Here is a 16,046-nt window from a genome sequence, read left to right as displayed (position 1 = left end):
GCGATGACCACCGCGATTTCCGGCGACCCCGCGTCGCAACCGACCAGGCAGCGCGTCTTCGCGTTCGCGCTGATGTGCGTCGGCTTCTTCATGGCGACGCTCGACATCCAGATCGTCGCGTCGTCGCTGCGCGACATCGGCGGCGGGCTCTCCGCGAGCCAGGACGAGCTGTCGTGGGTGCAGACGGCCTACCTGATCGCCGAGATCATCGTGATCCCGATGTCGGGCTGGCTGTCGAAGGTGATGTCGACGCGCTGGCTGTTCACCGCGTCGGCGGTCGGCTTCACGATCACGAGCATGCTGTGCGGGCTCGCGTGGGACATCAACTCGATGATCCTGTTCCGCGGAATGCAGGGCGCGCTCGGCGCCGCGATGATCCCGACCGTGTTCACGACCGCGTTCGTGCTGTTCCCGGGCAAGCAGCGGCTGATCGCGTCGACGACGATCGGCGCGCTCGCATCGCTCGCGCCGGCGATCGGGCCGGTGATCGGCGGCTGGATCACCGATCAATGGTCGTGGCACTGGCTGTTCTACCTGAACCTCGTGCCGGGCATCGCGGTGGCCGCGCTCGTGCCGCGCTACGTGCACATCGACGCACCGGACCTGAGCCTCGTCAAGCGCGGCGACTATCTCGGCATCGTGCTGATGTCGGGCTTCCTCGGCTGCCTCGAATACGTGCTCGAGGAAGGCCCGCGCAAGAACTGGTTCGGCGATCATGTGATCGTGTTCTGCGCGTGGATCTCCGCCATCTGCGGCTTCCTGTTCATCGTGCACGCCCTGACCGCGGAAGACCCGATCGTCGACCTGCGCGCGCTCGCCGTGCGCAACTTCGGGATCGGCAGCCTGCTGTCGTTCGTGACCGGTATCGGGATCTTCGTCACCGTGTTCCTGACGCCGCTGTTTCTCGCGCAGGTGCGGGCATTCAGTTCGCTGCAGATCGGCATCGCGCTGCTGTCGGTCGGCGCGTTCCAGCTGCTCGCGCTCTGCGCGTATGCATTCGCCGCGCGCTACTTCAGCATGCGCGCGCTGCTCGTGTTCGGGCTGATCTGCTTCGGCCTCGGCTGCTACCTGTACACGCCGATCACGCACGACTGGGGCTGGCGGGAACTGCTGCTGCCGCAGGCGCTCCGCGGCATCGGCCAGCAGTTCAGCGTGCCGCCGATCGTGACGATGGCGTTGGGTTCGCTGCCGCAGTCGCGGCTGAAATCGGCGAGCGGCCTGTTCAACCTGATGCGCAACCTCGGCGGCGCGATCGGCATCGCGGTGAGCGCGACGATGCTCAACGACCGGCTGAACTTCCACTACCTGCGCCTGAACGAGCATGTGAGCGCCGGCGAGCCGCAAGTCGCGTCGCTGCTCGACCGCCAGGCCGCGTACTGGACCTCGGTGGCCGGCAACACGCTGGATACCGCGCAGGCCGGCCTCGCGAACCTGCACCGCCTGATCTATCGGGAAGCGCTGACGCTCACCTACGCGGATGCGTACTACGCGCTGTCGCTGTGCTTCGTGGTCGCGCTGGTCGCCGTCGCGTTTTCCCGTCCCATCACCCTCAACGCGCCGCCGCCGGACGCGCACTGAAGCCAAGGTCGTCATCATGAAAAAGCTACTCGTCGCGCTGGCCGTCAGCGCCTTCGCCGCAGGGTGTGCGGTGCAGCCCGCGCAGCATCCCGCGCTGCACGATTCCGTCCAGTCGCTCGCGCCGGCCGCGTGGGACACCGACGTGCCGCGCGCCGACATCGACGCCGCCGCGTGGTGGGCGCAGTTCAACGACCCCGTGCTCGACCGCCTGATCGCGACCGTGCTCGACGGCAACCTCGATCTGCAGGCCGCCGCCGAACGCGTGAAGCAGGCGCAGGCGCTGACCGTGCAGAAGCGCGCGGTGCTGCTGCCGGAACTCGACGCGACCGCGCATGCGGCCGACGAGCGCAAGAACACGCCGCCGCCGCTCGGCTACGTGCGGCAGGCCGGTGCGGGGCTCGCGCTGAGCTGGTCGCCGGACGTGTTCGGCGGCGAACGGCTCGACCTGCTGGCCGCGCAGGCCGAGCTGGTCGGGCAAAAGCATGCGGAAGACGCGATGCGGCTCGCGCTCGCCGCCGATGCGGCATCCGCCTATGTCGACCTGCGCTGGGCGCAGCAGGAACTGAAGATCCTGCAGGACAACGCGGCGATCCGCCGGCATGCGCTCGAACTCACGCGCAAGCGGCAGGCGTTCGGGCTGTCGACGGAACTCGACGTCACGCGCGCGCAGAACCAGCTCGATGCGCTGGAGGCGCGGATTCCGCCGACGCAGGCGCAGATCGCGCATCAGCTCAACCTGATCGCCGTGTATTCGGGCCGCACGCCCGAATCGGTCGACCGGCTCGTGCTCGCGCAGGCCGGCGCGATTCCGGCGCCGCCGGCCGGCTCGCCCGCCACGCTGCCGTCGCAGGCGCTGCTGCGCCGGCCCGACGTGCTGACCGCCTACGCGCAGGTCGAGCGGCGCGCGGCACAGGTCGGTGTCGCGAAGGCCGAACGGTATCCGAAGTTCGCGCTGAACCTGACGGACGGGATTCTGGCCGCGTCGTATCTCGGCTTGCCGACGCTGACCGACAACCTGTTCAGCGCGGCGCTGAGCGCGACGAGCCCGATCTTCAACGCGGGACGGATTACCGCCGATATCTCGCAGAGCGAAAGCCGGATGCGCGAGTCTGAACTCGGGTTGCGGCAGACGATGCTGCAGGCGTTGCGCGAGGTCGAGGATGCGCGCGCGAACCTCGTCAGCAGCGATGAAGCGACGCAGCGGCTCGGCAGCGCGCTCGCGGCTTCGGACAAGGCGCTCGGGCTGGCGAACCAGCTCTACAAGGGCGGCGCGACGGATTTTCTGGACGTGCTGTCGGCGCAGGAGGTGTATCTGCGGGATTCGGACGCGCTCAACCAGCTCAGGCGCGAGCATGCGCTGGCGGCGGTTGCGTTGTATCGCTCGCTCGGGGGCGGGTGGAGCAGGAATGATGCGGCCGGTGGGCCCGAGGTGGAAGCCGTGGCGAAGAACTAGGCGCGATCACGATACGGCGCCGGCCTCGACACGTGCCGGGGCCCCGCTCTTCAGCCGCACGATCCCGGGCATTCGACCGACAACGCGATCAAGCAAGCCGCCAACCACGCGATTGCGAATTCGCGTATGCCGGAGGACGAGGTCATCCTGCGTCGGGCCAACGGTAACCGATCACTTCGTTCAGCGGGTACGCAAGCTCGCGTACCTCTTCAAGCTGATTGCCGCCGAACAGATGCACGTGCTCGTCGTCATGGCTCAAGTAGAACCCGACATGCCCTTTCCAGCTCGCGGGATCGTCGCGCGTCAGGATCGCGATGCAGCCGTAGACCGGGCTGTCCAGCGGGCGGCCCCATTCGAGCCACGAACGCGCGAGCGCCGACCCGGTGCCGCGAATGCCCGCGTGCGTCATGCACCAGTTGACGAACGAAGAGCACCAGGAAATCTTGTCGTCGTAGCCGACCAGATTCGTCCGGTTGTTGTACTCGACGATGCGTGGGTTCACGCTGCCGGGCGGATGGCGGCGGATGCCGAGTTCGGCCAGGGCGACGGCCATCCACGGCGGATCGGCGGCGTCCGGGTTGCGCTCAGGATTTGCTCGGGTCACGTCGTTCTCGGGCGAGTGTGATGTGCGTGCAATCTTCGCACGGATGCGGAGGTCGGCACCACCGTTCGGTCAGGCCAGGCCTCTCAAGTACGCCACCCATTTCGACGCCGGGATAGCGTCATGCGCCACCGGCGTCGAAAGGAAAATCCGGTAACCCGAATCGAGCGCGCGGCTCCAGTCGGGAGGTACAGAATTGATCGCACGCGAGGTTCGGGCGCGCATTGTTGCGCGCCCGGGCGACTCATATGCGTCGGGTATCCGGTCCTACAGCGCTGCCTTTAACCGCGCGTATCGACCCAGTTGCGTGCCCAGCGTTCCGAGTGCCGCAATGCCTGCGCTTCACTCGCGAAGTAATCGAGCGAATAGAACCGGTAGCGGCCTTCGACAGACGCGCTATCGATGCGCTCGAGCAGCAGGTTGGCTGAAAAACTGCCATCGGGCAAACGATGCGCCGAGGGCCGGACGGCATAGCCGTTGTATTGATGATTTTGTGTGTTTTGCATTTTTAATTTTAATAATGTTCGACTGCGCGCGTGCCGTGCGAAATGTGCACGGATACGCCGATCCAACGCCATTGCGAGCTGAACCCGAAGCAGTCGGAAAGCGAAAATACGGCGCTGCGGCCGGAGGGGGAACGAAGTGCAGCGAGGTGTATGGCGCCTGGTCGGCGGCTCAATGAGCAGACGCAGCCGGGAACGAGCGCGCCAACTTTACGAGACCAAGCTCCGTGCTGATGTCGCTGCGGCCCGGCGCCCATTGTTGGAGGCCGGGCCCTTCAGACTTTACAGCGGCTTGATGTTGGCCGCTTGCAGACCCTTCGGGCCTTGCTTCGTCTCGAAGCTCACTTTCTGGTTTTCAGCCAGCGTCTTGAAGCCGTCGGCACGAATTTCCGAGAAATGAGCGAACAGGTCGTCGCCGCCGTTGTCCGGCGTGATGAAGCCAAAGCCTTTGCTGTCGTTGAACCACTTGACGATACCGGTATCCATGAAGATTCCTTGAGAAAAAATGAAGATCTGCCCTGCTGGAGAGCGCGTGAAGCATCAAGGAGGGAGAGGACAACGAATACCGCTGAGGAGAGCGAGCAATTGATGAACAGCAATCGGACTTCTTGGACTTCGACGCACACACTAACCGCCGGGCAGATGCGCGTCAACGGCTAACTTGTAACTGTTTTACCTCGCGACTCGCTGTTCGGGCGAAGCGATGCGGCCCTGACTGACGGCGCGCGTGGCCTGGCCGGGCGCGCGTTGCACATGATCTCCGCACGAACGGGCCGATCGGCAACGATTTTCCCGCCTTCCGGTTTCCGTTCGATCCGCCCGTATCGTGTCGACAGCCTCCTTCGATTTCCTGCGCCCACGACGTCGTCGTGCTCGCCGGAAATCCGCTCGACGATATCGGCCTCGTCGCGGGAGAAGGCGAACGTGTCGCGTACGTGCTGCAGCGGGGCAAGATCGTGAAGGCCCGGGGCGGCGGCCTTGCGCTGACCGTCCGCGCGGGCCGGCCGGCAATCGTCGGCCGGCCCCGCCCGTCACTCGACCGTCACCGATTTCGCCAGGTTCCTCGGCTTGTCGATATCCGCGCCGCGCAGGCACGCGGCGTGATACGCGAGCAGTTGCAGCGGCACGACGTGCAGGATCGGCGACAGCAGCCCGTAGTAATCCGGCATCCTCATCACCGACACGCCTTCGCTGTCGTCGATCCGCGTATCGGCATCGGCGAACACGTACAACTGACCGCCCCGCGCCCGCACTTCCTGCATGTTCGACTTGAGCTTCTCGAGCAGCGCGTCGTTCGGCGCGATCGTCGCGACCGGCATCGCGTGCGTCACCAGCGCGAGCGGGCCGTGCTTCAGCTCGCCGGCCGGATACGCTTCCGCGTGGATATACGAAATCTCCTTCAGCTTCAGCGCCCCTTCGAGCGCGATCGGGTAATGCAGCCCGCGCCCGAGAAACAGCGCATTCTCGTGCCGCGAGAATTCCGCGGCCCAGCGCTCGATCTGCGGCTCCAGCGCGAGCACGTCGTCGAGCGCGCCCGGCAGCCGCCGCAGCTGCGTCGCATAGCGCGCGAGCTGCGCATCGTCGACGTAGCCGCGCAACCGGCCGAGCGTCACCGCGAGAATGAACAGCGCGACGAGCTGGGTGGTAAACGCCTTGGTCGACGCGACGCCGATTTCCGGGCCGGCGCGCGTCAGGAACCGCAGGCTCGTCTGCCGCATCATCGCGCTGGTGGGCACGTTGCAGATCGCGAGCGTATCGATATGCCCGAGCGCCTGCGCATACTTGAGCGCGGCGAGCGTGTCGGCGGTCTCGCCGGATTGCGACACGCTGACCACGAGCGTATTCGGCAACGCGAGCGCGTCGCTGTAACGGTATTCGCTCGCGATCTCGACCTGCGCCGGCAGGCGCGCGATCGTCTCGAGCCAGCGGCGCGCGGTCAGGCCGGAATAGTGACTCGTGCCGCACGCGAGGATCAGCACGTTGTCGATCTGCTCGAACGCGCGCGCGGCATCCGGGCCGAACGCCGCCGGATCGAACAACCCCGCATCGGGGATGGTCGCGGCCACGGCCCGTGGCTGCTCGAAGATCTCCTTCTGCATGAAATGCCGGTACGGCCCGAGCTCGACCGCGCCTTGCGTCGACGAGACGGTCTGGATCGGACGATCGACCGGCGTGCCGCCGCGTTCGAGAATGCGCACGCCGCCCGGCGTCAACTCGACGATGTCGCCTTCCTCGAGAAAGATGAAGCGGTCGGTGATGCCGGCGAGCGCGAGCGCGTCGGACGCGAGGAAACATTCGTCGTCCTTCAGGCCGACGACGAGCGGCGAGCCGACCCGCGCGCCGATCAGCCGCTGCGGCTCGTGCTTGCTGAACACCGCGATCGCGTATGCGCCGTGCAGCTGCGACGTCGCATCGCGCACGGCGGCGAGCAGGTCGCCGTGATACTTGCTGTGGATCAGGTGCGCGACGACCTCGGTGTCGGTCTGGCCGTCGAACTGGTAATGCTCGTCGGACAGTTGCCTGCGCAACGTCTCGTGATTCTCGATGATGCCGTTGTGCACGAGCGCGATTTCGTCGCGCGAGAAGATCGGATGCGCGTTGCAGGTGGCGGGCGCGCCGTGCGTTGCCCACCGGGTGTGCGCGATGCCCGTGCTGCCGGACAGCCCGGCGCTGCGCACGTGCGCGTCGAGATCGGCGACGCGCGACACACTGCGTTCGCGGCGCGCCTGGCCGTCGACGACGGTCGCCACGCCGCATGAATCGTAGCCACGATACTCGAGGCGGCGCAAACCTTCGATCAGAACCGGAACGATGTTCCGTTGCGCGACCGCGCCGACGATGCCACACATGACACGTCTCCTTCCCCTGTTTCCGTTGATCGACCGTGCGCTGCTGTATCAACGCGATCCGGTCACCGTTGTCTTCGCCATCGTGAACCGGCATGGGCGGGAGCGAGCGGGTCGGCATCGGCCTAATGGCCGGCACACACTCCGTCGCGTCGGCAACCGGCCGTGATGCGCGGTCAAGCGCGGCCTGCACGCCGCCCGCCCGGCACGTGTCGTCGCGCCTGGCGGGTTCGTCGTATCGGTATCCCCGCCCTTCCGTCGTCGCTCGAACTCGGACGGGCACGCCTGTCCTCCTGAAACAAGCAAGCGGTGAGCCATGGATCGCCCTGCCCCGTGATGCAATGGCCTGCGGGTACCCGATCGACGGGCTCGCGGCACGGATCGCGTGTTTTTGATTCACCGGTGAATCAGGGTTCACCTCCCCCCTAGCGGGATCTTCCGCCTTCAGTGAACCGAAACGTCGCGCGCCACCCTTTCTGCTGGTCGACCGCTGCAGGCTGTCGTTGCAGGGCTCTTGTCCGGCCACGCCCCGTGCGCGGCGCGGCACACATCGACCAACCGCCTTGCGGATATGGCCGGCCGGCTCCGGACGGTCGTTACAGATACGCAACGTTTCGCATCGCCCGGTGCGGACGATGCACGCGCCGCGATGCGTGAGGGCCATCCTTCGCACGGAGGCAATGCGTGGCAGCCGACGACGTTCCCCACGTTGCCCGGACAAAACTCGCATGTCGAAACGCTCCGAGGCGCGTGACACGGCGCATGCGGTTCGATCGGCAGCCAGCGCGTGACGCAAGTCGCCATCCGTCGCATGACGTGACCGGCTCGATCGCGCGAACGGTCGGATTTTTACCCCCATCGCGGCAGGGCGCCGCAATCGCGCTCGTAGCAATTGTGAAACGTTCCCTGGCATTCCACCGGTGCGGCGCGAAGCGGGGCCGGCCACAGGGCCACTGGTTTGAATATTGCTCTATCGGAAGGAGGAACGGGTGCGGGCGCGCAGCGACGTGGAAACGTACGCGGCCTGACCGACAGACATGGCGATCGACACAGCGAGAAATGCTCATGACGTGATTGACGAGGTGCAACGGGACGGTCGTAGTTCGACGATTGCGTGGCGCAGACCACGCGGACAAAAACGGCGCGCTCGCCCCGCAATACCGCTGCATGTCGCGCGACTGGCGTCGATACATGCGGAGACGGGACGGGTGGCCTGCAACCATGCCTGGCGCCAGGCGCCGGATCTTCCGGCGCGAAGATGCTCAACGAGGACAACGATGAAAAAGATCTTGCTTGTGTTCGGGACTCGACCGGAAGCCATCAAGATGGCGCCGCTCGTGCGCGCGCTGAAGGCGCGCAAGGATGTCGATGCCCGCGTATGCGTGACCGCCCAGCATCGGGAAATGCTGGATCAGGTCCTCACGTTGTTCGACATCAAGCCCGACTACGATCTCAATCTGATGCGTCAGAGCCAGACGCTGACCGACGTGACGACCGGCATTCTTCAGGCGATCGGGACCGTCTTCGACGACTTGCGTCCGGACGTCGTGCTGGTACACGGCGACACGACGACGACGCTGGCCGTCAGTATCGCGGCGTTCTACCGCTATCTGCCGGTCGGGCACGTGGAAGCGGGCCTGCGCAGCGGCGACATCTGGTCGCCGTGGCCGGAGGAATTGAATCGCCGCGTGACCGATGCGGTGTCGTCATGGCACTTCGCGCCGACGGGCCAGGCGCGCGACAACCTGTTCAGCGAAGGCGTGCCGGTGGGTGCGGTCGTGATGACGGGCAACACCGTGATCGATGCGCTGCACGACGTCAAGCGCATGCTCGACCACGATAGCGCGCTTAACGACAAGGTCGCCGCACACTTTCCGTTTCTCGAAGCGTCGCGCCGCGTTGTGCTGATCACCGGCCATCGCCGCGAGAGCTTCGGCGAACCGTTCCGGCATTTCTGCGAGGCGCTCTGCACGCTCGCGAAGCGCTATCCCGATGCACAGTTCGTCTATCCGCTGCACTTGAATCCGAACGTGCGCGAGCCGGCGCGCGCGCTGCTCGGCAGCGTACCGAACATCTACCTGATCGAACCCCAGGAATATCTTTCGTTCGTATTCCTGATGTCACGCTCGCACTTCATCATCACCGATTCGGGCGGCATCCAGGAGGAAGGGCCGGCACTCGGCAAGCCGGTGCTCGTCACGCGCGAGACGACCGAGCGTCCCGAAGCGATCCACGCCGGCACCGCGCGGCTCGTCGGCACGGACCAGGAGCGGATCGTCTGGGAGGCGTCGCGGCTATTCGACAGCGACAGCGCGTATGAGGAAATGGCGCGCGCGAGCAATCCGTACGGTGACGGCCATGCGAGCGAGCGGATCGTTCATGCGCTGATGCACGCGCCCGGGGCGACCGCAAAGGCGACGAGCTTTTCGATGGGCGCCGCGGAGATGCCGTTCAACCCGCTCACCCTGGGGTTGCAGGCGTTGCGCTCGCGTTGAAGTCGCTCGCCGGACGGCATGCCGACGGTCGGCGACGCGCGACGTCGCCGACCGTCATTCGTCGGACGCGAACCTCCGTCCAGCGCCGTCGAATCGCGCCGTGCGAGCGACGGCTGCGACCCGAGTCTGCCGCCCGCTATCCCGCTATCGGACCACGGCATCGGCCATCGATTGCGCCTGCGCGACCAGCCGCGGATAAATCCGCTGGGTCCCCACCTGCCTGGCGAAACACGCCTGCCGCGCGTTCTCGGGTACGCGCGCCGCGCCGCACGCCGCGATCGGGCGCAGCGTCACGCCCCGCCACAGGATATAAACGCGTTGGCCCTGCCGGACCGACACGGCCAGCGTGTTCGGCCCGTCCGGCACGCCGTCCTGGCTTTCGCCCAGCAGCCACGCCTTCACCACGCCGTCGGCCGGCTGCCGCTTGACGGGCAACTCGGCGAAGCGAAACGCCGCCGCGTCGTCGCTGAATACGTGCGTGTAAAGCGTTTCGTTGCCGAACATCGCGGCGACGTCGTCGGTCGGCTTGATGCCGGCGTCCGCCGTGCTCGCCCAGGCTTTCAGCAGCGGAACGGTCGTCACGACGAGATGCGTCTTGCCGTCGTCCGACTTGAAGGACAACCCGTCCGGCCCCGGCGGCATCCCGTCGACGGGGCCGACGCTCTGCACCGTGCCCTCGGCCTGCGCGACGAACCCGCGCGCCCTGACCGTGCCAATTAGTTTGGCGAGCCGCGCGTTCACGTCGGCCGTGTACTGCCGGTCGAGGCCCGCCCGATCCTCCATCCGGGCCGCCGCCACCGCCGCCGCGGCCTGCTTCCGATAGGCAAGATACGCATCCGCCGGCGATGCGATCACCTTCGCCCCGACCGCGGCGAACACCGCCGCGACCACCACCGCCCCCACCCCGACCTTCAGTCTTGAAATGCGCTTCATTTTTATGACGTCACCGATTCCCGCGCCGACAGCGAAAACGGCTACCGTATCCCCACGGCAGCCGTCCCCCAGAAACGCGTTCATTCTAACGTCGCGCGGACGCTATTCATCTACCTTGAACGCCGATACCAGGCGCGTCAGATCCGCCGCCTGCTGCTTCAGGCTCTCCGCGGCCGCCGCGCTCTCCTCGACCAGCGCCGCGTTCTGCTGTGTCATCTGATCGAGCGACTGCACCGCGTCGCCGATCTGGTCGATGCCCGCGCTCTGCTCCAGGCTCGCCTCGGCGATCTCGCTCATCATCGCGCTGACGCCCTGCACCTGCGACACGACATCGCGCATCACCTTGCCGGCCTCGCCGACGAGCCGCGACCCGGTGCTCACCGTCCCCGCACTGTGCTCGATCAGCGCCTTGATCTCCTTCGCCGCCTGCGCGCTGCGCTGCGCGAGGTTCCGCACTTCCGCCGCGACGACCGCGAACCCGCGCCCCTGCTCGCCGGCGCGGGCGGCCTCGACCGCCGCATTCAGCGCGAGGATGTTGGTCTGGAACGAGATGCCGTCGATCATCACGATGATCTCGGCGATCCGCCGCGACGCATCGCTGATCTGCTCCATCGTCGTCACGACTTCGCCGACGACCTGCCCGCCGCGCGTCGCCGTGTCGGCGGCGCCGGTGATCAGCTGCGCGGCCGTCGTCGCGGTTTCGGTGTTGTTGCGCACGACCGCCGTGATCTCCTCCATCGACGAAGCCGTCCGCTCGAGGTTGCCCGACTGCCCTTCGGTGCGTTCGCTGAGGTCGGCATTGCCCGACGCGATCTGCGCGGACCCGGTCGCAATCGACGCGGACGCCGCGCGGATCCGGTGGACGAGCGTCGACAACGACGATACGAAACGGTTGAACGCGTCCGACAGCTGGCCGATCTCGTCCTGGCTTTCGACCGTCATCCGGCGCGTCAGGTCGCCCTGGCCGCTCGCGATGTCCGACAGCAGCGTCGCCGCGCGGCGGATCGGCGCGGCGATCGCGCGCCCGACCAGCCAGATCACGACCAGCGCGACACCGAGGCCCGCGATCGCGGCGACGAGCGCCGCGCTGCGAATCGCACGCGTAACCGGCCCGAGCAGTTCGGCCTGCGGCACTTCGACGACCACGTACGCATTCAGCTCCGGAACGAACGATGTCGCGATGAAGCGCGCACCGCCGTCGCCGTCGTAGCTCAGCGTCGCATACGGCTTGCCGGCCAGCAGCGTCGACGATGCGTCGCCAGGCAGGCCCGGTTCGTCCTTCAGGAAGTGCTTGCCGTCGATCAGCGACGCATCGCGATGCATCATGATCGCGCCGTCCGGCCGTACGAGGTACGCAAACCCGGTATTGCCGATCCGGTATGCGGCGATCCCCCTCGCGAGCGCGTCGACGGACAGGCTCATGCCGGTCGCACCGATCGGCGTGCCGTCCAGCTCCACCCGGCTGTTGATGAACATCATGTAGCCGCCGGCCGTGACCTCGCGGTCCATGTTCACCTCGTAGGCCTTGCCCGACGCGAGGAAATCCGTCAGCCATCGATCCTGGTCGGTGACCTTCCGCTGCAGGCCGGCTTCGTTGTAGTAGTTGCCGCTCTTCACCGACACCCACTGCACGGACGCCGCCTTCTGCTCGTCCTTCACGTTCTTCGCGAGCTGAATCCAGCTGCGCGTGCCGGCATCGGGCTCGCCGTCGGCCTCCAATTGCAGCAGGAACGCATCGCGCGCAAGGAGGCGCGACGCGGCAATCGGCCCGGCCATCTGCCGCTGCACGTCGGCGCGGATGCCGCTCACGGCCGTCGGCAGCTCCTCGCGGACGACGCGATCGCGCACGGCGTTGCCGATCAGACGGACGCTCAACCCGCTCGAAATCGCGACGAACACGAGCAGGCAACTCGTCATGCTGAGAATCAGCTTGTTCTGAATGGACAGCTTGCGCCAGAAATGCATGGGGAACCCTCGATAACCGCTCGGTCTGAGCCAGCCTGGGTTATCGGCAGGCACGCGCGGAATCGCATCGCCGGGTTCACATGTTCGTCATCCGAGATCCGATATGTCGTCGACGGGCGGCCGTCGCGTGCCCGTCGAGGTTCGCGCGCTCAATACGCGACGAAGATCGTCACCCGCCTGTTGCGCGCCCGCGCGGCCGCATCGTCGCCCGCGACGAGCGGCTGCGTATCGGCCCGCCCGATCGCGGCGAGCCGGTGCGGCGCGACGCCGCGATCGGCCAGATAGCGCACGACGCTGCCCGCCCGCGCGGACGACAGCTCCCAGTTCGACTCGTATTTCGCGTTCGCGATCGGCACGCTGTCGGTATGCCCTTCGACGAGGATGTCGCCGCTCGCATGCGCGCTCAGCGCCTGCGCGATCTGGCTCAGCACCGGTGTCGCGTCCGGCAGCAAGCGCGCATCGCCGACGTTGAACAGGATCTTCGCGTCGATGCCGATCTCGATGCCGTGCGGCGCGCGCACGAGCGAGATGCGGCCGGCCGTCTTCAGCGCGTCGAGCGATGCGAGCCACGCGGGCATGCGCCCGGTCGCTGCGTCGGGCGCGCTTGCCGTCCCGCCGTCATGCCGAGCTAGCGTCTGATAACGCGCATCGAGCGCGTTGTATTTCGCGAGCTGCAGCACGTACAGCGCGAGAAACAGCACCATCAGCGTCGTGACGAGATCCGCGTAGGAAATCAGCCAGCGCCCGGACTGCGTGCCTTCGGCCTCATCGTCGTCGCGCCCGGCCGCGGCCGAACCCACACGCGCGCCGTCAGTTCGAGCCGTCATGTCGAAGCTCCCGGTGCGTCATGCGAGCGACTCCGCCGCGCGGCCGCGCACGTCGCCGGTCAGCCGCGTCTCGATCGTGTGAGGCGACTCCTTGCGCGAGATCGCGAGCAATCCGTCGAGATACAGCTTGCGGAACCGCAGCTCGCTGTCGATCTGCGCGCGCAGCTTGCCGTAGAGCGGCAGGAACACGAGGTTCGCGAATGCGAGGCCGTAGAGCGTCGCGATGAACGCGACTGCGATGCCCGGCCCGAGCTGCGCCGGTTCGAGAATATGGCTCGTCACCTGCACCAGCCCGAGCACCGAGCCGAGAATGCCGAACGTCGGCGCATAGCCGCCGGCCTGGTGCCAGACGCGCGCGGCCGCGAGGCGGCTGCGCTCGTAGGCGTCGAGCTCGCGCTGCAGCGCGTCCTCGAGCACCGCGGTCGACACGCCGTTCGCGAGCAGTTCGAGCCCGCGCCGCGCGAACGGATGGATGCCGCTCACGTCCATCGATTCGAAGGCGAGCAGCCCGTCGAGCTTCGCGCGATCGCCCCACTCCAGCAGGTCGGTCAGGTGCTTGCGATCGACTTCCTGCGCGCGCACGAACGCGAGCCGCAGCTGCTTCACCGCATCGAAGAAGCGCGCCCACGTATTCTGGATCATCACCGCGCCGAGCGTGCCGCCGAGCACGATCACGAGCGCTTCGAACTGGAACAACATCGAAAAATGTCCGCCTTCCAGCGCGAAGCCGAACACGATCGCCACGCCGCCGAGCAGCACGCCGGCCAGGGTCAACAGGTCCATGGATGTCTCCGTCGGGTGGGCGTCACGCGGCGGATGAAGCCGGCGGCACGGACGCCGCCGGCGCCTTGGCCGCGCGCACGGCATCGAGCACGCGTCGCTCGATCTCCTCGATCTCGATCGGGTCGAGCTTGAGCTCGCGGCGCATCACCCACGACACCTCGTTGCGCCGCGCTTCCGTCATCACCGAGAACAGCTTGTCGGCCACCGCGCGATCGTCGAGGCTCGCGATCAGCTTCGCGAGATCGTACGTATCGAATGCGCTGATCACGTCGAACAGCGTGCGCTGGTCGACCCCCACGAGATCCTCGAGCGCGCGCACGTCGCCGCCGGCGCGCGGGCTGCGCCGCGAGAAATACGCGACGCCTTTCTGCCCGACGTAACCGAGCACCTTCGACTTGCGGAACGCGAACACCTCGTCGGCGATCTCGCCGTGCGACAGCTTGTTGAGCAGCAGCTTCCGGTCGACGCCGATCAGCGCTTCGAGATCGGCGAGCTCGATCAGCTCCAGCTCGCTGTTGATCGACACGTCGAGATCGTGATCGGCAACCTGCTGCGCGCGATCGACCACGCGCGCCGCATCGAACGTGACGGTCTGGCGCGCATCCGACGACGCGGGGTAATCGGCCGCGCCGCCGGCATGGTCGCCCTGCGCGGCTTCGATCGTGACGAGATTGAGCTTCTCCATGCGGCGCAGCATCGCAAGCACGTGCGGGCGCGAATGGCCGGCAATCGCGCGGCACCGGCGGATCACCTCCGCGAGCGGCACCGACACCTCCGCATGTGCCTGCATCGGCCGCCGCGACCACGCGTCGTCGGAGCCGCGCGCGTCGGCGCCCGCCATCAGCGACAGCACGTGCGCATACGACAGCACGCCCGGCATGAAGTCGGCATGCGTATAGGTCGCGAGCTGGTCGTCCTTGCGCTTCACGCGCCGGATCATGGTGCGCACGATGTGGCGAAGCAGCGCCGACACGTGCTCGATTTCCTCGTCGATCGTCGCGGCCGGCACGACCGTGAGCTGGCAGAACGACAGCGCCTTCGCGGTATGTGCGCGCGGCTCGGCGGCGAGCAGCGCCGATTCGCCGAAGAACTCGCCGCGCCCGAGCGTCGCGACGACGACGCGCTTGTCGTCGCAGCGCGTCGACAGCTCGACCTTGCCGTCGGCGATCAGAAAGATGACGGGCTCGCCGGCGAAGCCCTCCGAGTAGATGATCTCGCCGGGCGCGGCCGTACGCGTCCACGATTGCTGACGATTCATGTTGGTTCCCCTGCAGCGCTGGTTGTTGCGGACTGGGCGTCGCATGTCACATGCATGCGATCGGCAGTCATCCCCGTGCCCGTTTAACGTCATCGGCGCCGGCATCCTTTAGCGAAATCCTGCGCGTTACCGACGAAAATCAACGTGAAACGTTTGCGGATTGCCGGCATCGTCAGCAGATTCTTCGATGCGTGCGCGTTCGTGCGCCACCGGGCGCGAGCGGATCACCGCATGGCCATCGCAAACGATGCGGGCGATCGTGAGCACGGCAGTGTTGACGATGCCGATGCCGATGCCGATGCCGATGTCGAGGTCGAGGTCGAGGTCGAGGTCGAGGTCGAGGTCGAAGTCGAGGTCGAAGTCGATGTCGATGTCGATGTCGATGTCGATGTCGATGTCGATGTCGATGTCGATGTCGATGTCGATGTCGATGTCGATGTCGATGTCGATGTCGATGTCGATGCCGATGCCGATGCCGATGCCGATGCCGATGCCGATGCCGATGTCGAAGCCGAAGCCGCGCCGAGCCGAAGTCGAAGTCGAAGTCGATGCCGAAGCCGAAGCCGATGTCGAAGCCGACCGCGAAGCCGAAGCGGAATCGCAGCGCGTATACCCGAATGCGCCACCACGCCCGGTCGTCAGGAGATTCCCCGTTCCGCCGGCCGTCCCGATGCCCGCTTGCAAACGTTTCGGGATGCTGCGTTTTTGATCACCAGCCAGCCGCGCAGCAATTTCCATTCCGCGACATCCGCCCCTTTATTGCGCATATCATCCGATAATTACCTTTTATTTTCGTCTAAAATC

13 protein-coding genes are annotated in these 16,046 nt (G+C 66.6%); 3 read left to right on the top strand and 10 right to left on the bottom strand.

Translation table 11 applies throughout. The features are described 5' to 3' along the window. Nucleotides 1–3 precede the first annotated feature (3 nt). Together PL79_RS04855 and PL79_RS04850 are read left to right on the top strand one after the other, a co-directional pair. A complete protein-coding gene (locus tag PL79_RS04855) occupies nt 4–1,578 on the top strand; it encodes a DHA2 family efflux MFS transporter permease subunit (RefSeq protein ID WP_044847570.1) in 1,575 nt (524 codons plus the stop codon). Nucleotides 1,579–1,594: 16 nt separating this feature from the next. Next, nucleotides 1,595–3,031 (top strand): efflux transporter outer membrane subunit, encoded by a 1,437-nt coding sequence (locus PL79_RS04850; protein ID WP_044847571.1) that lies wholly within the window; start codon nt 1,595–1,597, stop codon nt 3,029–3,031. Between the two features lie 142 nt (nt 3,032–3,173). On the opposite strand, the gene PL79_RS04845 is transcribed toward PL79_RS04850, so the two are convergent. The 4 genes from PL79_RS04845 to glmS all read right to left on the bottom strand — a co-directional run bounded on the left by PL79_RS04845 (nt 3,174) and on the right by glmS (nt 6,984). Further along, nucleotides 3,174–3,584, bottom strand: a complete 411-nt coding sequence (locus tag PL79_RS04845) for a TIGR02594 family protein (RefSeq protein WP_044847572.1) — start codon at nt 3,582–3,584, stop codon at nt 3,174–3,176. A 329-nt stretch (nt 3,585–3,913) separates the two neighbouring features. Next, complete coding sequence (locus PL79_RS04840) at nt 3,914–4,138, bottom strand: hypothetical protein (RefSeq protein ID WP_044847573.1); 225 nt, start codon at nt 4,136–4,138, stop codon at nt 3,914–3,916. Between the two features lie 279 nt (nt 4,139–4,417). Then, the gene (locus PL79_RS04835; protein ID WP_006485974.1) at nt 4,418–4,621 is read right to left on the bottom strand and encodes a cold-shock protein; all 204 of its coding nucleotides are present in this window, start codon (nt 4,619–4,621) and stop codon (nt 4,418–4,420) included. 545 nt (nt 4,622–5,166) lie between these two features. Beyond that, the gene (glmS, locus tag PL79_RS04830) at nt 5,167–6,984 is read right to left on the bottom strand and encodes a glutamine--fructose-6-phosphate transaminase (isomerizing) (protein WP_044847574.1); all 1,818 of its coding nucleotides are present in this window, start codon (nt 6,982–6,984) and stop codon (nt 5,167–5,169) included. Between the two features lie 1,274 nt (nt 6,985–8,258). Here glmS and wecB point away from each other — a divergent pair. Next, a complete protein-coding gene (gene wecB, locus PL79_RS04825; RefSeq protein WP_044847575.1) occupies nt 8,259–9,476 on the top strand; it encodes a non-hydrolyzing UDP-N-acetylglucosamine 2-epimerase in 1,218 nt (405 codons plus the stop codon). Between the two features lie 144 nt (nt 9,477–9,620). On the opposite strand, the gene PL79_RS04820 is transcribed toward wecB, so the two are convergent. From PL79_RS04820 to PL79_RS04795, 6 genes are all read right to left on the bottom strand, one after another. Continuing rightward, nucleotides 9,621–10,409 carry a hypothetical protein gene (locus tag PL79_RS04820; RefSeq protein ID WP_044847576.1) on the bottom strand — a complete coding sequence of 263 codons (789 nt, stop codon included), beginning with the start codon at nt 10,407–10,409 and terminating at the stop codon, nt 9,621–9,623. A 102-nt stretch (nt 10,410–10,511) separates the two neighbouring features. After that, the gene (locus PL79_RS04815) at nt 10,512–12,374 is read right to left on the bottom strand and encodes a methyl-accepting chemotaxis protein (protein WP_044847577.1); all 1,863 of its coding nucleotides are present in this window, start codon (nt 12,372–12,374) and stop codon (nt 10,512–10,514) included. A 149-nt stretch (nt 12,375–12,523) separates the two neighbouring features. Next, on the bottom strand, nt 12,524–13,201 hold the full coding sequence (locus PL79_RS04810) for an OmpA/MotB family protein (protein ID WP_044847578.1): 678 nt from the start codon (nt 13,199–13,201) through the stop codon (nt 12,524–12,526). Between the two features lie 18 nt (nt 13,202–13,219). Then, complete coding sequence (locus PL79_RS04805) at nt 13,220–13,984, bottom strand: flagellar motor protein (protein WP_044847579.1); 765 nt, start codon at nt 13,982–13,984, stop codon at nt 13,220–13,222. Nucleotides 13,985–14,006: 22 nt separating this feature from the next. Beyond that, on the bottom strand, nt 14,007–15,242 hold the full coding sequence (locus PL79_RS04800) for a Crp/Fnr family transcriptional regulator (protein ID WP_044847580.1): 1,236 nt from the start codon (nt 15,240–15,242) through the stop codon (nt 14,007–14,009). A 126-nt stretch (nt 15,243–15,368) separates the two neighbouring features. After that, a complete protein-coding gene (locus tag PL79_RS04795) occupies nt 15,369–15,980 on the bottom strand; it encodes a hypothetical protein (RefSeq protein ID WP_135800970.1) in 612 nt (203 codons plus the stop codon). Nucleotides 15,981–16,046 lie beyond the last annotated feature (66 nt).

Source organism: Burkholderia sp. USMB20 (genome assembly GCF_000949135.2).
Taxonomy (GTDB): Bacteria; Pseudomonadota; Gammaproteobacteria; order Burkholderiales; family Burkholderiaceae; genus Burkholderia.
This window is presented reverse-complemented; position numbering and strand designations above follow the sequence as displayed.